Raw genomic sequence first — 23982 nt, 5'->3', positions numbered from 1 at the left:
ACCGGGCTCCGGCCGTCGGTAAGCTCAATGTCCATGACCGAGACGTTCACCAGCCCGATCTCCACCGCCGTCGACGAGCTCTGGGAGCGCCGCGCCGACCTCGGGCCGGACGACACCGAGGCCCGCGCGGCGATCGTCGCCGCCGTGGACCAGATCGACGCCGGCGAGGCCCGGGTCGCCTTCGTCGACCCGGCGACCGACGAGGTCGTCGTGGACGAGCGCGCCAAGCGCGCGATCCTGCTGAGCTTCAAGGTGCTCGGCATGGTGCGGTCCCAGGTGGGCGACTTCCAGTACCACGACCGCATCCCGCTGAAGAGCCGCCTGGACGGCGTCCGCGTGGTGCCGGGCGCGATCGCCCGCTGGGGCTCCTACCTGGCCCCCGGCGTCGTCCTGATGCCGTCGTTCACCAACATCGGCGCCTACGTCGACTCCGGGACGATGGTCGACACGTGGGCGACCGTGGGCTCCTGCGCCCAGGTCGGCAAGAACGTGCACCTGTCCGGCGGCGTCGGCATCGGCGGCGTCCTCGAGCCGCCGAACGCCAAGCCGGTGATCATCGAGGACGAGGCCATGATCGGCTCCCGCTCGATGATCGTCGAGGGCGCGCGGGTCGGGAAGGGCGCGGTCGTCGGCTCCGGGACGAACCTGTCGGCGTCCATGCCGGTGATCGACGTCGAGACCGGCGAGGAGATCAGCCGGGGCCGCATCCCCGACTGGTGCGTCGCCGTCGGCGGCACCCGCACCAAGGAGTTCAAGGGCGGCAGCTTCGGCCTGCCCGCCGTCCTGGTGCTCAAGCGGCTCGAGCCCGGCCAGCGGCACAACAAGGCCGAGCTGAACGACATCCTGCGCGACCACGGCATCAACACCTGACGGCAAGCGCCCGACGGAGGGCGCGCGCACGGGGGGACGGTCCACACGGCCGTCCCCTTTGCATAGGGTTTCGGCATGACCACTCTCGATCTCCAGATGGACGTGACGGACCTGACGGCGGCGATCGTCGATGTCGAGTCGGTGAGCGGGAACGAGAAGGCCCTCGCCGACGCCGTCGAGGCCGCGCTGCGGGCCCTCCCGCACCTGGAGGTCGTCCGGGACGGCGACTCGGTCATCGCGCGGACGGATCTGGGCCGGGCCGAGCGCGTCCTGCTCGCCGGGCACCTGGACACCGTCCCCCTGAACGGGAACCTGCCGTCCCGCCGCGACGGCGACCGCCTCTACGGCTGCGGCACGACCGACATGAAGGCCGGGGTCGCCGTCCAGCTCAAGCTGGCCGCCGCGCTGACCGAGCCCTCCCGGGACGTGACGTACGTCTTCTACGAGTGCGAGGAGGTCGAGGCCGCCCGCAACGGACTGAAGCGGATCGCCGAGACCCGTCCCGAGCTCCTCACCGCCGACTTCGCCGTCCTGATGGAGCCCACCGGAGGGCTCATCGAGGGCGGCTGCCAGGGCACGCTGCGCGTCGAGGTCCGCGCGCGCGGGGAACGGGCGCACAGCGCGCGCGCCTGGATGGGCTCCAACGCCATCCACGCCGCCGGTGCGATCCTTGACCGCCTGCGCGCGTACGAGCCCGCCAAGCCGGTCGTGGACGGCCTGGAGTACCACGAGGGCCTGAACGCGGTCTTCATCAGCGGCGGCGTCGCGGGCAACGTCATCCCGGACGAGTGCGTCGTCACCGTGAACCACCGCTTCGCGCCAGACAAGTCCGTCGCCGAAGCGGAAGAGTACGTCCGGACATTTTTCGATGGCTTCGAGGTGAAGCTCGTGGACGCGGCCCCCGGCGCCCGGCCGGGTCTGGACCGTCCGGCCGCGCGCGCGTTCGTGGCCGAGACCGGCGCGGACGTGCGCGCCAAGCTCGGCTGGACCGACGTCGCGCGGTTCGACTCCCTGGGCGTCCCGGCCGTCAACTACGGCCCGGGGCATCCGACCCTCGCCCACACCAGGGACGAGTACGTCGAGCTCCCCTTGATCACCGACGCCGAGAACCGCCTGCTGGCCTGGCTAAGGTGAGTTCATGAAGCGCGAGATCCGCACCAGGCGGCAGGGCCCGGCGACCCTGCGAGGCAAGGCCATCCCCCCGACGACCACCGACCAGCGGCTGCTGGACCGGCGGGGCCCCACCGACTGGGTGCACGCCGACCCGTGGCGGGTGCTGCGCATCCAGGCCGAGTTCGTGGAGGGGTTCGGGCTGCTCGCCGAGCTGCCCAAGGCCGTGTCGGTGTTCGGCAGCGCGCGGACCAGGCCGGACACCGCCGAGTACAAGCTCGGCACCGAGATCGGCGCGAAGCTGAACGAGGCCGGCTACGCGGTGATCACCGGCGGCGGCCCCGGCATCATGGAGGCCGCGAACAAGGGCTGCCACGAGGCGGGCGGCCTGTCGGTCGGGCTCGGCATCGAGCTGCCGTTCGAGCAGTCGCTGAACGACCACATCGACATCGGCGTCCAGTTCCGGTACTTCTTCGTCCGCAAGACGGTCTTCGTGAAGTACTCCCAGGCGTTCGTCGTGCTGCCCGGCGGCTACGGCACCCTGGACGAGCTGTTCGAGGCGATCACCCTCGTCCAGACGGGCAAGATCACCCGGTTCCCGATCGTGCTGGTCGGCACGGACTACTGGGGCGGGCTGCTCGACTGGATCAGGAAGTCGGTGCTCCCCGCGGGCAACATCTCCGCCGACGACCTCGACCTCATCCACCTCACCGACGACCCGGACGAGGCCGTCCGGGTGATCGTGGAGGCGCACGACGCGGAGCAGCGCAAGCGCGAGGAGATCGAGGCCGTGGCCGAGGTCGCGCGCCGCGCCGGGGACCCGTCCTGATGGGCATCGCGGTCTGCGTGTTCTGCGCCTCGTCCACCCGCATCGACCCGGTGCACGTCGAGTTCGCCGAGCGGGTCGGGCTGGAGCTGGCCCGCCGGGGCCACACCCTGGTCAGCGGCGGCGGCCGGATCTCCTCGATGGGCGCCGTCGCGCGCGGGGCCCGCGCCGGGGGAGCCCGCACGATCGGCGTCGTCCCCGAGGCGCTGCGCCACGTCGAGGTCTCCGACGAGGACAGCGACGAGCTGATCATCACCCCCGACATGCGCTCCCGCAAGGGCGAGATGGACCGGCGCAGCGACGCCTTCCTGGTGCTGCCAGGTGGCATCGGCACGCTGGAGGAGCTGTTCGAGATCTGGACGTCCCGGACGCTCGGCATGCACGACAAGCCCCTGGTCGTCCTCGACCCGCTCGGCGTCTACGCCCCGCTGCGCGAGCTGGCCGACAACCTGACCGAGCTGGGCTTCGCCCGGCCGAAGATCTTCGACGCGATCGGCTGGACGGCCGATCTCGACGAGGCCCTCGACCTGCTCGAACGTTCCCGCCCCCGGATCGAGGCCACCCCGGAGGACTTCACCGAGGCGCAGCCGTAGGGCTCGGGAGCCACCCTGCCGGAAGGGGCTCGCGGGGGCGCGGGACGGGCCGGGACCGCCGGGCGGCCCTCACGGGGGCGTCCGGCATGGCACGATCGTCCTGCGGGACAAGGAGACAGACGGGAGCAAGACCGTGGTGATGGTGGTCCTCGTGCTGGCTGGCGTCGCCGTGCTGGCCGCCGTCGTCGTGCTCGCGATGGGGCACGGCGGCGAGCTGGGCCGCACGCATCCCGACGTCCCGCCCATGCCGCTGCTGGACGGGGCCCGCGTGACCGGCCCCGAGGTCGCGATGCTGCGGCTCCCGCGCGCGCTGTGGGGCTACCAGATGAACGTCACCGACGAGGCGCTGCACCGGCTCGCCTACGCCCTGACCGAGCGCGACACGCGCGTGGCGGCGATGGAGCAGCAGATCGCCGACCTGCGCCGCCGCCTCACGGACGCGGAGGGTCCCGGGTCCGGGCCGTCCGAGGCGTCCGGAGGCTGGGCGACGCCGGGCGAGCCCCCCGCGACGGCCACCGACATCCCGACGGCCGCCGAGCCCTACGAGGACGGTCCCGACCGTCCCGAGGGCGGGTCCGACCGGTATCGGAACGGCGGCGACCGCTTCGACGGCGACGAGGGACCGGAGGCGTTCGGCGGCGGCCTGTTCGAAGGCCGCCGCGAGCTCCTGGAGAACGAGAAACCGCACCAGTACTGACGGCTCCCGTCCGTCGCGGAGCTCCGGAATCGGTTCTGTCGGTGGCATGAGGTAGAACGGGCGGGTGAATACCGCGGTCATCGGCGAGGACGGTCTGGCTCGCTGCCCCTGGGGCCTGTCGGCGCCCGAGTACGTCGCCTACCACGACGAGGAGTGGGGGCGTCCCGTCCGGGACGACCAGGGCCTCTACGAGCGGCTCTGCCTGGAGGCGTTCCAGTCGGGGCTGAGCTGGCTGACCATCCTGCGCAAGCGCGAGGGGTTCCGGGCCGCGTTCGCGGGCTTCGACATGGAGAAGGTCGCCGCGTTCGACGAGCACGACGTCGAGCGGCTGCTGGCGGACGCCGCGATCGTCCGCAACCGCATGAAGATCGACGCCGCGGTCGGCAACGCCCGGGCCGCGCTCGACCTCCCGGGCGGCCTGGCCCAGCTCATCTGGCGATACGCCGACCCCGGCGCGCCCGTCCCGGAGTCGACGGACGACGTCCCGGCGACCACCCCCGGTTCCAAGGCCCTGTCGAAGGAGCTGAAGCGGCACGGTTTCCGCTTCGTGGGCCCCACCACGGCCTACGCCCTCATGCAGGCCTGCGGCCTGGTCGACGACCATCTGGCCGCCTGCCACCGCCGAGGCGCCTACAGCTGATCCCAGCGCCCCGCAGACCCCTTGGAGGCCGCGCCCGGAACCCCGGGCGCGGCCTCCGTCGCTTCGTGCGGGGTCAGCGGCCCTCGAAGGTCGGCTGCTCCTTCTTGAGGAACGCCTCGGTGGCGTTCCTGTGGTCGGCGGTCTCGGCGAGGGCGTCCTGGAGCTCGGCCTCGCGTTCGAGGGCGGACGGCAGGTCGTGCGAGGCCGCGTGGACGAGCGCGGTCTTGATCGCGGCGAACGCGACCGTCGGGCCGGACGCGAGGGTCCGGGCCAGCTCGGCCGCCGCCGGGAGGACCTCCTCCGACGGGACGACCCGGTTCACCAGGCCGAGGGTGAGCGCGTCCGACGCGCGCAGGGGCTCGGCGAGCATGATCAGCTCGGTGGCCCTCGCGCGGCCCACCAGGCGCTGCAGGGTCCAGGACAGCCCGCTGTCCGGGCCGAGGCCGATCTTGCTGAACGCGGTGGCGAAGGACGCCCTCTCCGAGGCCACCACCAGGTCGCAGGCCAGGACGAGGGACATCCCGGCCCCGACCGCCATGCCGTTCACGGCCGCGACGACCGGCTTGGGCATGCCGGTGATCGCCTCGACGATGGGGTTGTAGTGCCGCCGCAGGGTGTTGTCGAGGCCGCGCCCGGCGGCGAGGTTGTCGGCGTGTTCGCGCAGGTCCTGCCCGGCGCTGAAGGCCCGTCCGGAGCCGGTGAGCACGACGGCGCGCACCGCGGCGTCGTCGGCGGCGCGCTCGACGGCCGCCCGCAGCGCCTCCTTGGTCGCCTCCGTCAGCGCGTTCATCCCCTCGGGTCGGTCGAGTGTGATCGTCGCCACACCGCCGTCCGTCTCGTACCGCACCGGTTCCGTCGTCGCGTCGGACATCCTCGTCCTCACAATCTGCTCACGGTCTCGCTCCCGCCACCCTTGACGACCACTGCCCCGGAGGGCAAGCCCCCAACCGGTTCCGGCGAGGTCGGCGTCCCCCGTGGCGGGGGGCCGTTCGGGGGTCGTTCCGGCCCCCTCCGGACGCCCTTCGGGGACCCTCCGGACGAGGCCCCGAATCCCGGACGAATGGGTTGGTAGGTAGCGCCCCAAAAGGGGATTTTTTGGGGCGAGTCCCGCGATCTGGAGGCTGATCGTTACCACTTCGCGCTCGGAAGGCGAGATAATGGACCACTACCACTGATGACGCGGATGCACAGGCGGCCAGGCGGCCAACGGTGCCCGAGAGGCCCCACGCGGTCCTGGGCAGGAAGGGGATGCACGCATGGCGGCGATGAAGCCGCGGACGGGAGACGGTCCGCTCGAAGTGACCAAGGAGGGACGCGGCATCGTCATGCGGGTCCCGCTCGAAGGCGGCGGCCGCCTCGTGGTCGAGCTCTCCGCCGACGAGGCGAAGGAACTCGGCGAAGCCCTGAAGCAGGTCGTGGGCTGACCTCCTGCTCGCTCGGCGTTGACGGCGGGCCCCGGTGGTGACGCCGGGGCCTTCGCCGTCCCCGGGCCCGCACAGCTCGACCAGCGGGACAGCAGAACAGCAGAACAGCAGCACACAGCTCAGCACCGCGGGCTCCGGCCCCGCGGACTCCAGCACAGGGGGAAGCGTTCAGCATGCCCATCCAGACCCGCGTCGCGCCCGCCGGCGGGACCGTCACGCAGGCCGTGACCGAACTCGACGCCGAACTGGCCGCGATCCCCGTCCGGCAGGGCCCGGTCGCGCCCGCGGCCGAGATCGCCGCCGCGCTCCCGTTCTCGCTGGACGAGGTGCTCTCCCTGCACGGCGCCAAGGGCGAGCCCGGTGAGATCGTCGCGACGCCCATCCGCGTCGGCGACAAGATCCGCGAGCTGCTGCTCTACGGCGTCGGCGAGGCGACCCCCGCCGACCTGCGCAGGGCCGGCGCGGCCCTCGCCCGCCGCGCCCGCGGGCGGGCGAACCTCGTCGTCGGCGTCCCCGAGGGCGACCTGTCCGCGTTCGTGGTCGGCGCGCTGCTGGCGTCCTACGACTTCCGCGTCGGGGAGGCTCCGAAGAAGGGCCCGCTGGGCGCCCTGACCATCCTCACCGAGTCCGGCCCCGAGGCCGCCGCGCCGCGGATCGAGCGGGGCGTCGCGCTCGCCCAGGCCACCGGGCTCGCCCGCGACCTCGCCAACACGCCGTCCTCGGAGAAGACCCCGGCGTGGCTGGCCGACCGGGCCCGCGGGCTCGCCGCCGACAACGGCCTGACCGTCCGCGTCCGGGACGAGGGCGACCTCGCCGAGGGCGGCTTCGGCGGCCTCCTCGCGGTCGGCGCGGGCTCGCCGCTGCACCCGCCGCGGCTGATCGAGCTCACCTACGAGCCGGACGGCGCCGACCGGCACATCGTCCTGGTCGGCAAGGGCATCACGTTCGACTCCGGCGGCCTGTCGCTGAAGCCGAACGACAACATGAAGCTCATGAAGACCGACATGCAGGGCGGCGGCATCGTCATGGCCGTCATGGCGGCCCTGCGCGGCCTCGGCGTCCGCGCCAAGGTCACCGGGCTGGTCGCGGCGGCCGAGAACATGCCGTCCGGGTCGTCCATGCGGCCGGGCGACGTGATCACCCACTTCGGCGGCCGGACGTCGGAGGTGCTGAACACCGACGCCGAGGGGCGGCTCGTCCTCGCCGACGCGCTCGCCTACGCCGACGCCGAGCTGGACCCCGACCTGGTCGTGGACGTGGCGACCCTCACCGGCGCGGCCAAGGTCGCCCTCGGCCTCCGCCACGGCGCCCTGTTCTCCGGCGACGACGCCCTCGCCGAGGCCCTCACCGAGGCGGGTCAGACGGCCGGGGAGCCGCTCTGGCGCCTCCCGCTCATCGAGGACTACCGCAAGGGCATCGAGTCCGACGTCGCCGACGTCGCCAACATCGAGCGCGGCGGCTTCGGCGGCGGCTCCATCATGGCCGCCCTGTTCCTCCGCGAGTTCGTCGGCGACCGCGCCTGGGCCCACCTCGACATCGCCGGTCCCGCCCGCGCCACCGGCGACGACTTCGAGATCACCAAGGGCGCCACGGGCTTCTCCGCCCGCCTGCTCCTGGAGTGGCTGTCCGCCTGACCTGACGCGGTGCCGCCGCCCCCGCGTCCGTCAGCGGGTGCGGCGGTCAGCGGGTGCGGCGGTCCACCACGGGGACCTTGTGGCGCCGGCGGATCTCCCTGACCAGGACGGGCAGGGTGGTGTCCCAGCCGGGCTCGACGCCGAAGCACCAGCGGGTGGCCTCGGGCATGCCGGGCGTCGTCGCGGGGACGTCCGCGAGGGTGAAGGCGATCAGCGCGGGACGCTCGGCGGTGCGGGCCAGCTCGACCAGCGCGTCGGTGCCGAGGAAGACCAGGTAGTCCTGCTCGCCGCGCTTGGTGCCCGACACGCCGCGGCGCAGCGCGGCGAGGGCCGTCACGTCCGTCCAGGGCAGGACGCGGTCGCGCGAGCGGGGCAGCGGCCAGCTCGCCGGACGGCGCACGCCCTCAGGCGACAGCTCCAGGACGGGACGCCGCGCCAGCGGCCCCCCGACCGCGGCCAGGAAGCCGCCGCCGAACGCCACGAGCCCGACCGCGCCGAGCACGATGAAAGCGAAGCTCCCCACGCCGAACCCGCCGCGCATCAGGCCACCGGCCACGAACCCGGCCGACGCCAGCATCAGGATCCCGAACGCCACGCCGCGCCAGACCGTCCGCCACGTCATGCCCATCCGGACCGCGAACGGCTCCGGGGAGGTGGCCGAGGCGGCGTCCGGGGCGTCCTCGTCCGGGACGAGGGGTTCGGGCGCGGGCGCAGGCTCGGGCGGCGGTGGTTCGACGTCGTGGGCGGTGTCCACCCACCTGGTCCGGGGACGGGCCGGACCGTCCCCGCTCGTCGGCGTGTCCCGGGGGGCGCGCACGGGGTCAGTCGCGCTTGACGGCGCAGAGCAGGCCGTCGCCGACCGGGATCAGGAGCGGGACGAGGCGCTCGTCCTCGCGGATCATGTGGTGCACCTCGCGGATCGCCTCGGTGGCCGCGTCGCCGCGGTAGGCGGGGTCGGCGACGCGCTGGTGCCAGAGGGCGTTGTCGAACGCCACGACGCCGCCCGGCCGGAGCAGCCGCAGGGCGGCGCTGAAGTACTCGGGGTACTCGGTCTTGACCGCGTCGCAGAAGACCATGTCGTAGCCGCCGTCGGTGAGGCGGGGGAGCACCTCGAGCGCGCGCCCGACGATCATGCGGGTGCGGAACGAGCCGAGGCCCGCCTCGCGGTAGGCGAGCTTGGCCAGCCGCTGGTTCTCGTGGTCGACGTCGACACTGGTGAGGACGCCGTCCTTCGGCATCCCGCGCATCAGGGAGATACCGGACACGCCGCAGCCGGTGCCGATCTCGACGACGTTGCGCGCGCCGATCAGCGTGGCGAGGAAGCGCAGCGCGGCGCCGCCGGCGGCGCCGATCGGCACGGCGCCGACCTCGTGCCCCCGCCGGCGGGCGTCGGCGGTCGCCTCGTCCTCGGGAAGGAATTCCTCCACGTAGGTCAGGGTGGCCTCAATGGCGTCGATGGCTGCCTCCTCGCGGGACCCCCGCCTGGCTCATGCTGGAAAGACAATATCGCTGACGGGGAACCAACTGGCGTTTCAGCACGTTCTAACTCACGATGGCGCCCGCCCCAGCCGGGGGCGGGTGTGGATCGCACGTACGGCAACCGCCCCAGCCCAGGCGCGACCGTGTCGTTCCACCTTTTCCAGAGAGGAACAGCCCGGCACCATGGGAGTGGCAGCACTGACGTTCAAGGGCGCCGTCGGGGTCGGCTCCGGGAGAAGCCGGGCCGACGCGGCGGCGCGTACGCGCGACAACGCACCCGAGGCCGAGTGGGCGCCGCCGTCCTGGGAGGACGTCGTCCGGGAGCACTCGGGCCGGGTCTACCGGCTCGCCTACCGCCTGACCGGCAACCAGCACGACGCGGAAGACCTCACCCAGGAGGTCTTCGTCCGGGTGTTCCGTTCCTTGTCGAACTACACGCCCGGCACGTTCGAGGGCTGGCTGCACCGCATCACCACGAACCTGTTCCTCGACCAGGCGCGGCGCAAGCAGCGCATCCGGTTCGAGGGGCTGGCGGACGACGCCGCCGAGCGCCTCCAGGGCCGCGAGCCCACCCCGGCGCAGGCGTACGACGACCGCAACTTCGACTCCGACGTCCAGGCCGCGCTCGACGCCCTGGCCCCCGAGTACCGGGCGGCCGTGGTGCTGTGCGACATCGAGGGGCTCTCCTACGAGGAGATCTCCGCGACCCTGGATGTCAAACTGGGAACCGTGCGCAGCCGCATCCACCGGGGAAGGGCGCAGCTGCGCGCCGCGTTGGAACACCGGGCGCCCCGTCGCGGGGACGCCGGGTCCACCGCGGCCGGGCCCGCCGCCGCGAACACGGCGGTGGCGGCGGTCGCGGAGGGCCGCTGACGGGTGTTCCGGCGCGCCGGGGCGCCACACCTGAACTGATCGACGAGGGAGCCGCGTGAGTTGTCTGGGGGAGCGTCTGACCGCTCTGGTCGACGGCGAGCTGGGGCATGAGGAGCGCGAACGCGCCCTGCGCCATCTCGCGGGCTGCGCGTCGTGCCGCGCCGAGGCCGACGCGCTGCGACGCCTGAAGGCCCGGCTCCGCGGCCTGGCCACACCGCCCGACACGTCCGCCCCCGACCGCGGACTACCCGGCCTGCCCGACCTCTCCGCGCCCGACCTTCCCGGCCTGTCCGCTCCGGGTCTGGCTGATCTGTCCGCATCCGGCCTGTCCGACCTCTCCGGGCCCGGCCTGCCGGGTGGCCGTGGCGCGTCCGGTGTGCCCGGCCTCGGGGACGGCTCGCGTGACGCGGGCGCGGGCCGTGCCGCCGCCTCGTCCGCCGAGGTGCCGGACGACATGCCGACCCCCGACTTCCTCGCCCGCCTGCGAGGCCTGGGCGAGTCCCTCGCCGCCGCCGACGGCCCGTCCGCCGCCGACCCCGCCCGCCGTGGTGAACGTTCTGATCACGAAGGGGCGGGAGAGGGGAGCGGGAGCGGGGCGCGGGAGGACGCCGTCCGTCCCGCCGATGTGACCCGTCCGGACGAGCTGCCCGACCTCGGCGGGTCGTGGGTCGTTCCGCCCGCGCGGAGCCGCCAGCCGTGGGCCTCGCCGTCCGGGGGCACGACCCGGCCGGGCAGGCCGCGTGACAACCGTCCGCCGGTCTCCGCCGGACGGTCCCGGGCCCGCCACGCGCCCGTGGCCTCCGGGGCGATGGCCGGCGCCGCGGCGTTCGGGCCGATGCCGGGCGGGTCCGTGGGCCCTGGGGCCGTGCGGGCCGGGCGCACGCATCGCAAGCGCTATCTGGCCGTCGGCGCGGCGTCGCTGTTCCTCGGGCTCGGCGTCGCGTCCTACGCGGCCGGCGGCAACCAGGACGCGCCCACCGTCACGCCCGCGTTCGACCGGTTCGCCGTCCAGCACGCGCTGACCTCGGGCGACACGCCCATCACCGACCCGCTGACCGATCCGGGCACGCTCCGGACCGCCGTCCCCTCCGCCCCGGAGCCGTGATCGGGATCGTCCGCCCGCGTCCGCGCCGCCCGCACCAGGGCGGCGGGAGGCGGGGGCGTCGTGTGCTCGCGGCGCTGGGTCTCGCCGGCGCGGTGTGCGCCGGGGCGGTGCTGACCGGCGACGCGCACGCGAGCCGTCCCGCGCCGAGCGACCCCGACGCGCTGCGCCTGCTGCGCGCCGCCGCCGACGCCGCGGGCACCGTGTCCTACGAGGGCGAGCGGGTGCTCACCACCTGGGGACGGCACGGCACGCACACCTCGACCGCGCCGGTCCGGCACACGGCGGACGGCGTCGTCCCGGTCGGCGTGTCGCAGGCCACGCTCGCGCTGCTCGTCCGCAACTACTCGCTGGTGCGCCGCGCGGACGGCACGATGTGCGGCCGCCGCGCCGCCGTCGTCGAGGCCCGCCGCGCCGACGGCTCGACCGCCGGACGCTTCTGGCTCGACGCCGAGACCGGCCTCATGCTCCACCGCGAGCTGCTCGACGCGGCGGGCCGCGCGGTCGTCGTGGGCGGTTTCAACCGGTTCCAGGTGATCAAGTCCGCGGCGCTGCGGCGCGCGCCGATCCGCGGGGCGTCCGCTCGCGCGGACGAGCCGGGCGACGCGGCCCCGGAGCCGTACCAGACCACGTCCGGCCGGGTGACGCCCGTCCCGACCGAGGTTCAGCTCACGTCCGCGCAGGTCAAAGAGCTGCGGCAGGACGGCTGGCCCGTGCCGCGCAACCTGCCCGGCCGGCTCGCGCTGTACGACGTGCGCCGCTCGACCGTCCCGTCCGGCGGGGAGGCGCTGCACCTCAGCTACTCCGACGGCCTGGCCGTCGTGTCGGTGTTCGTCCAGCACGGCGGGCTGGACAAGCGCGGGATGACCGGCTGGACCCGGGACGAACTGGACGGTCGTCCCGCCTACCGCCGCGACACCGTCCGCAACTGGGTGGTCGAGCAGCGCGGCGACTACGTCTACACGGTCCTCACGGACGCGCCGGAGAGCACGGCGGCGGCCGTCGCCGAGGCCTTCCCGGTGGTCCAGGCCTCCGCCTGGACCCGCATACGCCGCGGCCTCGGCCGCCTGACCTCCTGGGCCAACCCCTTCAACTGACCCCCGGGGGGCGTGCCGGGCGACACGCTCGCCGCGCGCCATTGGCCGTGCCCGCTGGGCACGGCGGAGCCCGTGCGGTCGGCGGGCCTGAGGCCGTGCCGGTCAGCGTGCTCGCGCCATTGGCTGTGCCGGTCGGGCACGGCTGGGGCCGTGCCGGGTGGCGTGGCGGTGGGTGAGGTGAGGTGCGCTGTGCGTGGGGGTTCGCTGATCCAGGACAATGGGGCGGTGCGGCGGGCGGGGGCCCGGGGGCCGTTGCCCAGAGTTTTACGCTCATCACATGCCGAGTCGGCGACGATGAGCCCGGATCAGTGAGATTCATGCCCGGTAGGAGAGTGGGGATGACCGAAGACAGCCGCGGACCGGTCGAGGGGACGGAGCGGGACGAGCTCGCCCCCGGCCAGGGCGACGGGCGGCCGGACGCCTCCGGATCCGGGAGCGCCGCGGGTGCCGCGGCCGAGCGGGTGAACGGCCGCGGGGCCGTCGGGGTGGACGACTCCCCGTCGCCCGGCGACCGTCCGGTGGCCGGGCGGGCCGCGCGGTCCGCGAGCGCGCCGCCGGAGACCCTGACCGACCACGACCCGGAGCGCCCGGCGGACGCCGAGACCGACACCCCGCCGAGCGGGGACGCCGGATCCGAGCCGTTCGCTGCCGGATCCGAGACGGGACGCGCCGACGCCCCGGCCGGTCCGCTTCCGACGATGACCGACAGTGACCAGGCCGCCGGGTTCGCCGCACCGGACTCCGTCGGCGGCGCGTCTGACGAGCCGTCCTACGGCGGTCCGGCGCAGCCCGCCCCCGGCGGCGTCCAGCAGGACGCCTACGCGGCCTCGAACCAGGAGCCCTACGGCCCGCCCGCCGCGGGAGGCCAGGAGCCCTACGGAACGCCCGGTATGGGTGGCCAGGAGCCTTACAGGACGCCCGGTGCGGGCGGCCAGGACCCGTACGCCGCGGCGCACGACGCGTCGCTGGAGGACGGCCGGGCCCGTCCGGCGTTCGCACCGCACGACCAGGACCCGCGTTCCGCCGGAGTGGCGGGTCAGTACGGCTGGGGCGGGCAGGCGTCGCCCCAGCCGCCTCCGCCGGGGGCGCGTCCGCCGATGGGCGGCCCGCCGCCGGCTCCGGGAGCGCCCCGGCCGCTGCCGCACGCCCCGGGTGCCCCGGGCGGCCCGGCTCCGGCCGCGGGCGGCCCCGGTGGCACGGTTCCGGGCGCGCCGGGTGGCCCCGGCGCGTTCGGTCAGCCCCCGGGCGGTCCGAACTGGGCGCCGGTGCCAGCCCCGCCGTCGGCGGGACGCGGCGGCCCCGGGCTCGGTGTCCTGGCGCTCATCGGGCTGCTGATCGCGCTGGTCGCGGGCGGTTTCGGCGCGGGCATCGTGGCGCTCGGCACGAGCGACGACAACGGTGGCGGCAGCTCGGTGAACCTCGGCAGCGGCAACGACAACGCGCCCGTCCAGAACCGTCCGCCGGACTCGGTCGCGGGCGTCGCGCAGCGCGTCCTGCCGAGCGTCGTCATGATCCGCGTGTCCGGCCCGAACGGCGAGGACGCCGCGGGCACCGGGTTCATCGTCAACGACGGCTACATCATCACCAACAACCACGTGGTGTCCGGGCTGGGCGCGGGCGCGTCCATCCGGGTGGTGTTCAACGACAAGTCGTCGCTGCCCGCCACGGTCAAGGGCACCGACCCGTCCTCGGACGTGGCCGTGATCAAGCCGTCCGGCAGCCACGCGCTGCCGCCGCTGGCGCTCGGCGACTCCGACAAGCTCGCCGTCGGCGACCCGGTGATCGCGATCGGCTCGCCGCTCGGCCTGCAGGGCTCGGTGACGACCGGCATCGTGTCCTCGCTGAACCGCGCCGTCCCGACCCGGGGCGAGGGCGGCGGCGACTCCACGGTGATGAACGCGATCCAGACGGACGCGGCGATCAACCCCGGCAACTCGGGCGGCCCGCTGGTGGACGCCAAGGGCCGCGTGATCGGGATGAACACCGCGATCCTCACCGGCGGCGCCGACCAGCAGGGTTCGATCGGGCTCGGCTTCGCCATCCCGGTCAACCAGGCCAAGCGGGTCGCCGAGGACATCATCAACACCGGGACGGTCAAGCAGGCCAAGCTCGGCGTGCTGCCCGACCCGCAGTGGCAGGGCGGCGGCGCCAAGATCATGGCCCAGCCCGTCCAGGGCACCGCCCCGATCACCAAGGGCGGCCCGGCCGACCGCGCCGGGATCAAGGCCGGCGACGTGATCACCAAGGTCGACGGCCGTCCGATCGAGAACGCGTCCGACCTGATCGCGACCATCCGGAGCAAGGCCCCGGGCAACGTGATCAAGGTGACCTACCTGCCCGGCGGCAAGGGGCAGGAGAAGACCGTGGACGTCACCCTCGCCGCGGGCTGACACCCACCGCGACGACCGTCGGCCGGCGTCCCCGCCCAGGGGACGCCGGCCGCGGCCGTTCCACCCCGAGGCCCAGGGCGTCGGGAGGCCGAGGTGCCCGTGAGGTGAAGTCCGGGCGTCGGGGTGGGGAAGGGCGGTCGCCGGGGCGGGGAACGCCGGTGGCGGCGGCCCTGTGGACGGGACCGCGGGGGCCGTGCTCGGCCGAGTGCGGATACGCTGGGGCATCGGGCGCGGCAAAGGCGTCCGGTCCCCTTGGCACGTGTGGAGGACGGGTTGTTCGACGTAGGACTCGGCGAGATGGTCGTGCTCGTCGTACTCGCCCTGCTGATCTTCGGGGACAAGCTGCCGACCGTCGCGGGCCAGGCGGGCCGCGCGCTCCGCCAGCTCCGCCAGATGGCCGACAGCGCCAAGGCCGACCTCCAGGACGGGCTCGGGCCGGAGTTCAAGGACTTCGACATCGCAGACCTGCACCCGAAGACGTTCGTCCGCAAGCACCTGCTCGACGACCTCGACTCCGAGCCGGAGTACCGCAACGGCTCCGTCGCCCGCGACACCTCGTACGCCGCGTCCACCGCGGGCCAGCTCGAGTACGGCGAGCGCCCGCCGTTCGACACCGAGGCCACCTGAGCCTCCCTTGACAACGAGGAAAGGCCCGGCCGAAACGGCCGGGCCTTTCCTCGTGGAGCGTCAGCGGCCCTTGGGGGAGATGCCCAGGGACATCCCGGCCAGGCCGCGGGAGCGGGAGCCGAGTTTGTCGGCGATGGACCGCAGCTCCTTGGCGGCCTCGGCGTCCGGGTCGGACAGGACGAGCGGCCTGCCCTCGTCGCCGCCCTCGCGCAGCCGGACGTCGATCGGGACCTGGCCGAGCACCGGCACCTGGGTGCCGAGGGTGCGGGTCAGGGCGTCCGCGACGGCCGCGCCGCCGCCGGAGCCGAAGATCTCCTGGCGCTCGCCGCAGTGCGCGCAGGTCAGGTAGGACATGTTCTCGATCACGCCGGCGACCTGCTGGTGGGTCTGCGCGGCGATCGCGCCGGCGCGCTCGGCGACCTCGGCGGCGGCCTGCTGCGGCGTGGTCACGACCAGGATCTCCGCGGACGGCAGCAGCTGCGCGACCGAGATCGCGATGTCGCCGGTGCCGGGCGGCAGGTCCATCAGCAGGACGTCCAGGTCGCCCCAGTACACGTCCGCGAGGAACTGCTGGAGGGCCCGGTGCAGCATCGGCCCGCGCCACACGACCGGCTGGTTCCCGGCGGTGAACATGCCGACCGAGATGACCTTCACGTCGTGCGCGGTCGGGGGCATGATCATGTCCTCGACCTTGGTGGGCGAGTGCTCGACGCCGAGCATGCGCGGCACCGAGTGGCCGTAGATGTCGGCGTCGACGACGCCGACCTTGCGGCCCTGGGCGGCGAGCGCCGCCGCCAGGTTCACCGTGACCGAGGACTTGCCGACGCCGCCCTTGCCGGACGCGACCGCGTACACCTTGGTCAGCGAGTTCGGCTTGGCGAAGGGGATCTCCTTCGCCTGCTCGTCCGGGCGGAGCTTGCTGCGCAGGGCCTTGCGCTGCTCGTCGCTCATGACGTCCAGCTCGACCTGGACGGACGTGACCCCGTCGAGTTTCGAGACGGCCTCGGTGACGCCCTTGGTGAGGGTGTCCTTCATGGGACAGCCGGCAACGGTCAGGAAGATGCCGACGCGCACGGAGCCGTCCGCGGCGATGTCGACGCTCTTGACCATGTCGAGCTCGGTGATGGGTTTGCGGATCTCAGGGTCGTTCACCGTGGCGAGAGCCGCGGTCACCTGCTCGGTCGTCAATGGGGAGGCCATACCCACCATGCTACGAAGTCCCCACCACCCCTCGCGAATCCCGGGGTGTGACTCGTGTCGCCGCAGGTCAAGGCCGTGAAAGTTGGCTAGGTCACAGGGGGTGCCGGGCGTACGCTGGGGTGCGTGACAATGCCGTCCGCCGCTCCTGCGGCCCCGCAGCAGCCCGTCCCGCCGTCCGCCGGCCCTCCGGACGGGCCCTTCGAGGGGCCGTCGGGCGGGCCGATGAGCCCCGCCGAGCTGACCGTGTGGCGGACGATGCTGCGCGCGCAGGCGAAGATCTCCCGGCGGCTGCAGGCGGACCTGCTCGCCGACCACGATCTCGCGCTCGGCTCGTACGACGTGCTCCTGCACCTCGGCGAGGCCGAGGACGGACGCCTCCGCATGAACGACCTCGCCGACCGCGTCCTGCTGTCCCGCAGCGGCCTGACCCGCCTGGTCGACCGGCTCCAGCGGGAGGGCCTGGTCTGCCGCGAGTCGTGCAGCAGCGACGCCCGCGGCCTCTTCGCCGTCCTCACCCCGTCCGGCCGGGCCCGCCTCTCCGAGGCCACCCCGACCTACCAGCGCGGCGTCCGCGAGTACGTGCTGAGCCGCCTGGACGAGCACGACCTGCGCGTCTTCGGCGCCATCCTCAACCGCCTCACCGCCGACTGACCACTGCCGCCCCGCCCCGAAGCCCGTCCGACCAGCTTGCGAGGGCGGTGCCGTACGGACGCTGCCGGGGTGAGGCGACGGCAGCGTCCGCGGACGGCGTCGGGCGCTACTGGGGTTGCGCCGCCTTGTCGGCGGCGTTGAGTAGCTGGAGGTCGTCCTCGGTGAGCCGGATGTCTCCGGCCGCGATGTTCTCCTCCAGGTGCCGGAGGTCGCCGGTGCCCGGAATCGTGAGGACGTGAGCACCCTGGTGGAGCGTCCAGGCGAGCCGGACCTGCGCGGGGGTCACCTCGTGGGCGCGCGCGACCGCCAGCACCTCCGGACCGTCCTCGCTCCCGGACGCTCCGGCCTCCCGCCGCGTCCCGGCGAGTGAGTAGAACGGCACGAACGCGATCCCCAGCTCACCGCACAGCCGCAGCATCTCCCGCTGCTCGGCGAACGCGCCGAACCCGAACGGGTTCTGGACGCAGACGACCGGCGCGATCGCCCGCGCCGTCTCCAGGTGCTCAGGCCGCACGTTGGAGAGCCCCAGATGCCGGATGAGCCCGGCGTCCCGCATCTCCGCCAGCGCCCCGAACCGCTCGGCGAACTGGTCATCCCGGACAATGCGGAGGTTTACAACATCAAGGTGGTCGGTCCCCAGCTGCCGCAGGTTCTCCTCCACCTGGCCGCGCAGCGTCCCGGGCGTCATGGCATGCGTCCCCCACTCCCCGGACGCGTCGCGCGTGGGTCCGACCTTGGTCGCGATGACCAGTTCGTCCCGGTAGGGCGACAGCGCAGAGTTGATCAGCTCGTTCGCCGACAGCAGCGGCGAGAAGTAGAACGCCGCCGTGTCGATGTGATTCACCCCCAGCTCCATGGCCCGCCGCAACACCGCGACGGCCTGTCCCCGATCCCGTGGCATCGCGTCCGCCACCAGCGCCCGCCCTGTCTGCGGCAGCCGCATGGCCCCGAACCCGACCCGCCGAACCTCCACGTCCCCCAGCGTCCAGACCCCGGCACCCGTCGCACTGATCACGTCTTCAGTCATGCCGGAACCCTCCCGCCCCACCCCGCCACTCCACCAACCCTTCGCCCCCACGCGAAACCACGCCCCTCAAGGCCAGCTCGGCGGCCACGTGTCGGGATCATCGATGTCGGGCAGGATCGCGCCCTCGGCGACGCACGGAAAGGCGATCGCCGCGTCCCCCCAGCGCAATGCCGTAGGGCGGGCGTCGTAGGCGTAGTCGGTGAGGTCGTCGTAGTGCGCGTGGGGATTCTCTCCGCCGGATGTGTGGCAGACCAGGAGGGAGGGGCCGAGGTGAGGCTCGGGGCTGGTGGGTTGAGGGGGGATTGGTGTGGGCGGGGCGCGGGAGGGGTTCTCGGCTGAGGAGCGGGCTGCGATGAAGGAGCACGCCGCCGAGTTGAGGAAGGAGGCGCGGCGGAGCGCGCGGCGGTTGAAGGAGGAGGAGAAGGCGGCCGAGGCGGAGCGGGACGTCCTCGAGAAGATCGCCGAGATGCCGGACGAGGACCGGGTCGTCGCCGAGCGGCTGCATCAGATCATCAAGGACGTCGCGCCGTCGCTCGCGCCGCGGACCTGGTACGGGATGCCCGCGTACGCCAAGGACGGCAAGGTGCTGTGCTTCTTCCAGAGCGCCGACAAGTTCAAGGCGCGGTACGCGACGTTGGGGTTCAGCGACGTGGCGTCCCTGGACGACGGTGAGATGTGGCCGACCGCCTTCGCGCTGACCGGTCTGACGCCCGAGACCGAGGCGCGGATCGTCGAGCTCGTCACACGAGCCGCGGGCTGACCCCGGCTCGGACGAGTCGCAGGCCCTCCCCCGGGCCCGCGAGGTGCGCCTTCGTGGATTCGCCCGTGCGCGCGGTGGACGGGGCGGGCGTGGTTTGCCCCACCTTGGGGTTTTGCCTGATCAAGGGTCGGGAAGTACGCCATCGTCCAGATAGTCACTGAGTGTGACGAAGAATGCCTGTAGGTGAACCGCGGCGCGCCGCGAAACCGCCACTGCATGCGCCAAGAACGGAGAATCCTCATGCCGAGAACGCGTTGTCGCGCCGCCGTCGCCTGGACGGCCCTCGGGGCCGCCGCGGCTCTGGTCGGCGCCCGTCCGGCGTTCGCGGAGATATCGCCGCCGACCGTCATCGAGGGGCCCTGGAGCGGTGCTCCGACCTACGAGTGCGACAGGATTTATCAGAAGGGTGACATCCTCACCACCATTCCCGCCAAGGGCCTGAGGAACTGCAAGGCCTTCAACGGCGCTCCGGAGAAGGGCCCCATCAATGGCGCCTTCTTCATCCACTGGCGGCCGGACGAAGTGCAACCCGACAACAACGACAACATCTACGACGTGCGCTGCGTGCCCGGAAAGCGCGGCGAGCACTCGGGTACCGCTCACGTGCCCAAGGGCGTCACCGCCACCGCGTGCGACATGTCCGACGTGACCAGGCCATGGGAGAAGCGGCCCGCCTACGAGTGCGATACCGCGACCGCCGGCGAATCAGGTTCGCCGCTGAAGGTCGTCGGGGCCGGTAACTGCCGCAGCCTCAACGGTGCGCCCACCGACGGGGGGACCGGGCGCTTCATCGTCGTCTCTCGCGATCGTTCCCACGATCCGAACAATGACCTGGAGTGCAACGACGGCAAAGTGGACCTGCCCGGCACGGTCAACGGCACGGGCTGCGTGTACTTCCACTGACCGACGGCTCCCGGACGCGTCGCCGCACTCCAGCGCCACGCGTCCGGGAGCCGGTCCGGGCCGGAGGTATCGCGCAGCAACGGGAACACTCGTTTATGTGCGATGACGCGACGTGAGAGCGCGGCTCGGCCACCGCCGCCGGACGGACGGACGCTGGCGGCGGTGGCCGTTCTTTCGGGACGTGGCGGGTCAGGCCGGGTCGAGCGTGACGTTGAAGGCGGTGTTGTGGCCGTCCCGGTTGACGACGACGGAGACCGGGTTCCCGGCCCGCTTGTCCGACAGCGCGGCGTCCATCTCGGCCTTGGTCTTACACGGCCGGCCGTCGATCTTCATGATGATGTCGTTGACCCTCAGGCCGGACCTGGCGGTCTTGCTGCCCTTCTCGACCGACATCACGCGGGGCCCCTTGCCCCAGTCATTGTGGTACTTGGCCGCGATCCGTCCGTGGGTGGCGGGCGCCTTCATGGTGGGCATGGCGAACATCCCTTCATGTCGCAGAAGGTAGTCTATTGCTACTTTGTGTAACGGTTGTGGCGATGTCCGTCCTACCCGGCCTCTGGGGCGTCACGCCGGACGCGTCGCATCCGTACCGCTCCCATGCCGGAGATCGAGGAGCGGATTACCGAGGGCGGGCCGCCGTCACGAAGGACTGGAGGGCGGTGGCCGTCCGCGACGGATCCTCGAGCATCGGGGAGTGGCCGACGCCGGGGATCACGTCGATCCGGACGCCCGGGACGGCGCGGTAGGCGGCGGTGGACTCCGTCGCGCGCCAGCGGCGGTCCTCCGCCCCGAAGATCACCAGGAGCGGCTTGCCCAGGGGCTTCAGCCGGTCGGGGAGCGGACGCCGGTTCATGTAGTCGTCGCTGGCCCGGGACGTCGTCGTGAGCGAGTGGTAGGTCGTCCTGCGCACGTCGTCCACGAGCGGTTCCGGGATCGTGAAACCGGGGCGGCTGAACGCGGTGCCCAGGCTCTTGCGGACGAGCCGGTCGGTCCGCAGCCGCCAGAGCAGCTGTCCGACGACCGGGACGAACAGGAGCTTTCCGACGAAGCCGTCCGAGATGAAGGCGTCCATGCGGGGGCCGGTGTCGACGAGCGCGAGCCCGGTGACCAGGTCCGGGCGCTGTTCGGTGAGCGCGGTGGCGACCGAGCCCCCGGTGGAGTGGCCGACGATGACGGCGCGCTTCACGCCGAGCCGGTCCAGGGCCTGGGCGACGCGCCGTCCCTGCTCCGGAATCGAATAGCCGCCGCCGGACGGCTTGGCCGACAGGCCGTGTCCGAGCAGGTCGATCCGGATGACGCGATGGGCCTGCGCGAGTGAGGGGACCAGCGGGTCCCACCAGCGGGCCGACCCGGCGAGGCCATGGATGAGGACGACGGCGGGGGCGTCGGCCGGGCCGTCCTGGACGACATGGATTCGCTTGCCGTCGAGAGTCAGAAGCCGGTCGCCCTCGGCGTCGGCGCTCTGCCGTGACACCACGGCCGCGTTCCCCAGCAGCAGCCCGACCACCACGAGCAGGGAGGTCGAGGCGATGAGGAGGCGCTTCCGCTTGGGCCTGCGCTCCCTGCGGTGCCCTGTGTGGCTCGCGTCCTTCGTGTCGTCGTTCTGGCGGACGCTGTCCGACTCCGGTGAAACGGTCATACGACCACTGTCGTTCGCCCTGGTCCGGCGGGTATTGGACGAATGTTCCCCGCCTAGCATGGGGGTGTGCGGGGCCCTGTTCATGACGGTTTGTGGGATGTCGCGCGTCCGGCGCGTCCCTCCCGGACGGCCGGTGTCGCCATGGCCGGGTTCCGCGACCGTGGCCTGGGGACGTCCGGTCAGCGTGCGATCCCGCATCCGGCCGTGACGCTGGTCGTGGAGTTCGGCGCCGGACCGCTCGTCGTGGAGAACGCGGCCGGACTCCAACGCGGAAGCCTCGTCGCCGGGCTCGGCCTCGGATCGAGCCGTTTCAGCGTGCGGGGCGAACACTTCGAGGTCGTCCAGGTGCGCCTGTCCCCGCTGGTCGCGCACGCTGTTCTGGGCAGTGGCGGCGAGGTGGTGCCCCTTGAGGACGTGTGGGGCGTCGGGGAGGTGTCCCGGATCCGCGAACGCCTGGCCGACGCGACGTCGTGGGACGACCGCTTCACACTGATGGACGCGTTGCTCGCCCGCCGGATCGAGGCGAGCCGTCCGGTGGACGCCGAGGTCGCGTGGGCGTGGAACCGGATCGTCCGGGGAAGGGGCCGGGTGCGGGTCGAGAGCTTGGCGGACGAGGTCGGCTGGAGCCGCAAACGCCTGTGGGCCCGTTTCGTCCGCCAGGTCGGGCTGCCGCCCAAACGTGCCGCGAAGCTCGTCCGCTTCGACCAGGCCGTCCACCGCCTGGTCGCGGGCACGAGCCCAGCGCGGGTCGCGGCGGAAGGCGGCTACGCCGACCAGTCCCACCTGCACCGGGACGTCATGGCGTTCACCGGCCTCACCCCCGCGACCGTGGCAGCCGAACCCTTCCTCACGGTCGACGACCTCGCATGGCCGACCCAAAGGCCCTGTTCGTGAAGTCCAGATCGGAAGAGGATCACCATGGCCGACATGTCCCTGACGGACCTCGCCTCCGGTTTCCGGGACGAGGAGCAACTCACCCGTGTGAGAGCGGTCATTGAATGGCGTCTCGCCGACGACCGGCGGCAACAGGAGTGTCGCTACCTCATGCGTTTCTGGTGGCAGTTGTCGATGCCGTATCGCGAGGTTTCGCTGGAGGAGCTCCGCGCGCATCTCGGCGAGCGGAAGCTGGCAGCGGTCGAGGCGCTGATCGCGGCGATCAGGACGTCCCCCGAGCGCATCGACGCATGGGCGGACGTCGTCGAGCCGGAGTTCCCCGTCGTCCACGACCGTGGCCACGAGACCGCGCGCGAGTAAGGCCCGAGCACTCGCTCGTGGAACGACGTCCACCAGCGCGGCGGCTCCTACGCTCCGGTGACGGGCGCGTCGAGCAGCGTGTCGGGACGTCCGGGCGACGACGCGAGCGCCGCCAGGATCTCCGCGTGCCGCATCTCGGCCTTGGCACTGAGCGCCGCGTCGAGCGTCGCGAACCCGGCCCGCGTCTCGGAGCGGAGGACATCGAGCTGGATCTCGACGCACCGGACCCTGACGTCGTCCTGGGGGACGCGCTTCCGCCCGACGACGTCGCCGAGGACGGCCATGCCGACCAGCGCGGCGAAGGCCAGCGTCCAGAAGAGTGCGAGGTTCATGCGGTCCTTTCGTGGGCCCGGTCAGGTGTGGTCGTGGCGAGGACGTGGACGATCCGTCCAGCGGCGATGGACGGCGAGATGGCAGGCGCGATCACGTCACCCCAGGACCAGAGGTAGTGCCGCACGTCCCGCACGCTGACGTCCTCGCAGAACCGTCCGCCGACGTCGGGATTGTTGACGTGCAGGAGAAGCCGTCCGTCCGGCCCGGTGCGAACGCTGCTCTTGACGCGCGGCGCTACACTCGCGATCGCCTCGCGCAGCCCTTCCAGGTCACGAAGGTCAGCCTCATGCCCAGGCGCGTCGTCCAGTGCGCCGAGGTTCTTATGCGCAGAGGACGAAACAAGCGCGACGGTGCTGCCCAACACCCCGTGCTGCCGCATGGCCTCCTCGTAAGCGACCTGGACGACCTCGACGGCGAGCCGCAGCGCCACCCGCTCAACTCGTGCGCCCGTCATCGCCGCCCCCACCCCGACGTCCGGGCGGACACCTCGGCGGCGACGGCGTGGACGTCCTGGACGCGGCCGAGCACGCTCCCGTCCGCAACCCACGTGAAGGTCCAGCCGGAAGCCCGGTCGAAGTCACACCCGACCTCCCCGTTCCGCACGGGTTCGGCGGCGTCGAACACAAACAAAACCTGACATCCCGCCCGCAAAACCAACGTGGATTTCACCCCGGGCCGCGTCTCCTTGATCACCTGATGCAACACCTCCAAAAAGGCCCGCCGCTGATTCGACGGCAACGGATGATCAATGGCGACCTCCGCGTGCCGCCCATGCTCGATTCCCATGCGCACTCCTTTCTCTCGTTCCTGAGACAAGAATGCGCTCACCGGGTTAGCTTGTCGCGTATCAGTG

Annotated in this window: 28 protein-coding genes; 18 read left to right on the top strand and 10 right to left on the bottom strand. The window is 72.8% G+C overall.

Annotation, left to right across the window (positions count from 1 at the left end):
* Nucleotides 1-33: 33 nt before the first annotated feature.
* From P696_RS0121295 to P696_RS0121270, 6 genes are all read left to right on the top strand, one after another.
* Nucleotides 34-870, top strand: a complete 837-nt coding sequence (locus tag P696_RS0121295; protein ID WP_026413918.1) for a 2,3,4,5-tetrahydropyridine-2,6-dicarboxylate N-succinyltransferase — start codon at nucleotides 34-36, stop codon at nucleotides 868-870.
* 75 nt (nucleotides 871-945) lie between these two features.
* Entirely contained in the window at nucleotides 946-2004 is a 1059-nt protein-coding gene (dapE, locus tag P696_RS0121290) for a succinyl-diaminopimelate desuccinylase (protein WP_034486075.1), read from the top strand.
* A gap of 4 nt (nucleotides 2005-2008) precedes the next feature.
* Entirely contained in the window at nucleotides 2009-2809 is an 801-nt protein-coding gene (locus tag P696_RS0121285) for an LOG family protein (RefSeq protein ID WP_026413916.1), read from the top strand.
* A complete protein-coding gene (locus P696_RS0121280; protein WP_034486073.1) occupies nucleotides 2809-3399 on the top strand; it encodes an LOG family protein in 591 nt (196 codons plus the stop codon). The genes P696_RS0121285 and P696_RS0121280 overlap by 1 nt, the downstream gene beginning before the upstream one ends.
* Nucleotides 3400-3532: 133 nt before the next feature.
* Entirely contained in the window at nucleotides 3533-4096 is a 564-nt protein-coding gene (locus P696_RS52735) for a hypothetical protein (RefSeq protein WP_051467952.1), read from the top strand.
* 64 nt (nucleotides 4097-4160) lie between these two features.
* Nucleotides 4161-4736 (top strand): DNA-3-methyladenine glycosylase I, encoded by a 576-nt coding sequence (locus P696_RS0121270; protein WP_026413915.1) that lies wholly within the window; start codon nucleotides 4161-4163, stop codon nucleotides 4734-4736.
* 73 nt (nucleotides 4737-4809) lie between these two features.
* Here the strand turns inward: P696_RS0121270 and P696_RS0121265 are convergent, their stop codons facing one another.
* Complete coding sequence (locus P696_RS0121265) at nucleotides 4810-5607, bottom strand: enoyl-CoA hydratase-related protein (RefSeq protein WP_026413914.1); 798 nt, start codon at nucleotides 5605-5607, stop codon at nucleotides 4810-4812.
* Between the two features lie 385 nt (nucleotides 5608-5992).
* On the opposite strand from P696_RS0121265, the gene P696_RS54655 reads away from it, so the two are divergent.
* Nucleotides 5993-6160, top strand: a complete 168-nt coding sequence (locus tag P696_RS54655) for a DUF3117 domain-containing protein (protein ID WP_083952185.1) — start codon at nucleotides 5993-5995, stop codon at nucleotides 6158-6160.
* A gap of 173 nt (nucleotides 6161-6333) precedes the next feature.
* Nucleotides 6334-7794, top strand: a complete 1461-nt coding sequence (locus tag P696_RS0121255) for a leucyl aminopeptidase (protein ID WP_026413913.1) — start codon at nucleotides 6334-6336, stop codon at nucleotides 7792-7794.
* A gap of 46 nt (nucleotides 7795-7840) precedes the next feature.
* Here P696_RS0121255 and P696_RS0121250 read toward each other — a convergent pair whose 3' ends face one another.
* Both P696_RS0121250 and P696_RS0121245 read right to left on the bottom strand, forming a co-directional pair.
* Nucleotides 7841-8548 (bottom strand): hypothetical protein, encoded by a 708-nt coding sequence (locus tag P696_RS0121250; RefSeq protein WP_084337900.1) that lies wholly within the window; start codon nucleotides 8546-8548, stop codon nucleotides 7841-7843.
* A gap of 67 nt (nucleotides 8549-8615) precedes the next feature.
* Complete coding sequence (locus tag P696_RS0121245; protein ID WP_051467951.1) at nucleotides 8616-9221, bottom strand: O-methyltransferase; 606 nt, start codon at nucleotides 9219-9221, stop codon at nucleotides 8616-8618.
* A gap of 235 nt (nucleotides 9222-9456) precedes the next feature.
* Between P696_RS0121245 and sigE the strand changes: the two genes are divergently transcribed.
* The 5 genes from sigE to P696_RS0121220 all read left to right on the top strand — a co-directional run bounded on the left by sigE (nucleotide 9457) and on the right by P696_RS0121220 (nucleotide 15362).
* Nucleotides 9457-10146 carry an RNA polymerase sigma factor SigE gene (gene sigE, locus P696_RS47070; RefSeq protein ID WP_051467950.1) on the top strand — a complete coding sequence of 230 codons (690 nt, stop codon included), beginning with the start codon at nucleotides 9457-9459 and terminating at the stop codon, nucleotides 10144-10146.
* 55 nt (nucleotides 10147-10201) lie between these two features.
* Nucleotides 10202-11251, top strand: a complete 1050-nt coding sequence (locus tag P696_RS59375; protein ID WP_026413910.1) for a zf-HC2 domain-containing protein — start codon at nucleotides 10202-10204, stop codon at nucleotides 11249-11251.
* Nucleotides 11248-12345: a hypothetical protein gene (locus tag P696_RS47060; RefSeq protein WP_157429829.1), complete on the top strand. Its 1098-nt coding sequence runs from the start codon at nucleotides 11248-11250 to the stop codon at nucleotides 12343-12345. The genes P696_RS59375 and P696_RS47060 overlap by 4 nt, the downstream gene beginning before the upstream one ends.
* A gap of 338 nt (nucleotides 12346-12683) precedes the next feature.
* Nucleotides 12684-14735 (top strand): trypsin-like peptidase domain-containing protein, encoded by a 2052-nt coding sequence (locus P696_RS52725; protein ID WP_051467948.1) that lies wholly within the window; start codon nucleotides 12684-12686, stop codon nucleotides 14733-14735.
* A gap of 273 nt (nucleotides 14736-15008) precedes the next feature.
* On the top strand, nucleotides 15009-15362 hold the full coding sequence (locus P696_RS0121220) for a sec-independent translocase (RefSeq protein ID WP_026413909.1): 354 nt from the start codon (nucleotides 15009-15011) through the stop codon (nucleotides 15360-15362).
* Between the two features lie 60 nt (nucleotides 15363-15422).
* On the opposite strand, the gene P696_RS0121215 is transcribed toward P696_RS0121220, so the two are convergent.
* Entirely contained in the window at nucleotides 15423-16562 is a 1140-nt protein-coding gene (locus P696_RS0121215) for an Mrp/NBP35 family ATP-binding protein (protein WP_211245818.1), read from the bottom strand.
* A gap of 129 nt (nucleotides 16563-16691) precedes the next feature.
* On the opposite strand from P696_RS0121215, the gene P696_RS0121210 reads away from it, so the two are divergent.
* Nucleotides 16692-17213, top strand: a complete 522-nt coding sequence (locus tag P696_RS0121210; RefSeq protein ID WP_245627762.1) for a MarR family winged helix-turn-helix transcriptional regulator — start codon at nucleotides 16692-16694, stop codon at nucleotides 17211-17213.
* Nucleotides 17214-17319: 106 nt separating this feature from the next.
* Here the strand turns inward: P696_RS0121210 and P696_RS0121205 are convergent, their stop codons facing one another.
* Nucleotides 17320-18240, bottom strand: a complete 921-nt coding sequence (locus P696_RS0121205; RefSeq protein WP_026413906.1) for an aldo/keto reductase — start codon at nucleotides 18238-18240, stop codon at nucleotides 17320-17322.
* 352 nt (nucleotides 18241-18592) lie between these two features.
* Between P696_RS0121205 and P696_RS0121200 the strand changes: the two genes are divergently transcribed.
* Nucleotides 18593-19000: an iron chaperone gene (locus P696_RS0121200; RefSeq protein WP_051467947.1), complete on the top strand. Its 408-nt coding sequence runs from the start codon at nucleotides 18593-18595 to the stop codon at nucleotides 18998-19000.
* Between the two features lie 240 nt (nucleotides 19001-19240).
* The gene (locus P696_RS0121195) at nucleotides 19241-19903 is read left to right on the top strand and encodes a hypothetical protein (protein WP_026413904.1); all 663 of its coding nucleotides are present in this window, start codon (nucleotides 19241-19243) and stop codon (nucleotides 19901-19903) included.
* A gap of 189 nt (nucleotides 19904-20092) precedes the next feature.
* On the opposite strand, the gene P696_RS0121190 is transcribed toward P696_RS0121195, so the two are convergent.
* Together P696_RS0121190 and P696_RS0121185 are read right to left on the bottom strand one after the other, a co-directional pair.
* Complete coding sequence (locus P696_RS0121190; protein WP_170026538.1) at nucleotides 20093-20377, bottom strand: PDZ domain-containing protein; 285 nt, start codon at nucleotides 20375-20377, stop codon at nucleotides 20093-20095.
* A 145-nt stretch (nucleotides 20378-20522) separates the two neighbouring features.
* Nucleotides 20523-21542 carry an alpha/beta fold hydrolase gene (locus P696_RS0121185; protein WP_084337898.1) on the bottom strand — a complete coding sequence of 340 codons (1020 nt, stop codon included), beginning with the start codon at nucleotides 21540-21542 and terminating at the stop codon, nucleotides 20523-20525.
* Nucleotides 21543-21608: 66 nt separating this feature from the next.
* On the opposite strand from P696_RS0121185, the gene P696_RS0121180 reads away from it, so the two are divergent.
* Both P696_RS0121180 and P696_RS0121175 read left to right on the top strand, forming a co-directional pair.
* A complete protein-coding gene (locus tag P696_RS0121180; RefSeq protein WP_034486069.1) occupies nucleotides 21609-22436 on the top strand; it encodes an AraC family transcriptional regulator in 828 nt (275 codons plus the stop codon).
* Nucleotides 22437-22469: 33 nt separating this feature from the next.
* Complete coding sequence (locus P696_RS0121175) at nucleotides 22470-22796, top strand: HAD family hydrolase (RefSeq protein ID WP_157429828.1); 327 nt, start codon at nucleotides 22470-22472, stop codon at nucleotides 22794-22796.
* A gap of 47 nt (nucleotides 22797-22843) precedes the next feature.
* Here P696_RS0121175 and P696_RS0121170 read toward each other — a convergent pair whose 3' ends face one another.
* From P696_RS0121170 to P696_RS0121160, 3 genes are read right to left on the bottom strand one after another with little or no spacing between them, the layout of a single operon-like run.
* Nucleotides 22844-23128, bottom strand: a complete 285-nt coding sequence (locus P696_RS0121170; RefSeq protein ID WP_026413899.1) for a hypothetical protein — start codon at nucleotides 23126-23128, stop codon at nucleotides 22844-22846.
* Nucleotides 23125-23583 carry a hypothetical protein gene (locus tag P696_RS0121165; protein ID WP_157429827.1) on the bottom strand — a complete coding sequence of 153 codons (459 nt, stop codon included), beginning with the start codon at nucleotides 23581-23583 and terminating at the stop codon, nucleotides 23125-23127. The genes P696_RS0121170 and P696_RS0121165 overlap by 4 nt, the downstream gene beginning before the upstream one ends.
* Nucleotides 23580-23915: a hypothetical protein gene (locus P696_RS0121160; protein ID WP_157429826.1), complete on the bottom strand. Its 336-nt coding sequence runs from the start codon at nucleotides 23913-23915 to the stop codon at nucleotides 23580-23582. The genes P696_RS0121165 and P696_RS0121160 overlap by 4 nt, the downstream gene beginning before the upstream one ends.
* Between the last annotated feature and the right edge of the window lie 67 nt (nucleotides 23916-23982).

The sequence above is a fragment of the Actinomadura oligospora ATCC 43269 genome, assembly GCF_000518265.1.
Lineage (GTDB): Bacteria > Actinomycetota > Actinomycetes > Streptosporangiales > Streptosporangiaceae > Spirillospora > Spirillospora oligospora.
The sequence above is the reverse complement of the archived record's forward strand: the minus strand, read 5'-3'. Positions and strand labels throughout refer to the sequence as shown.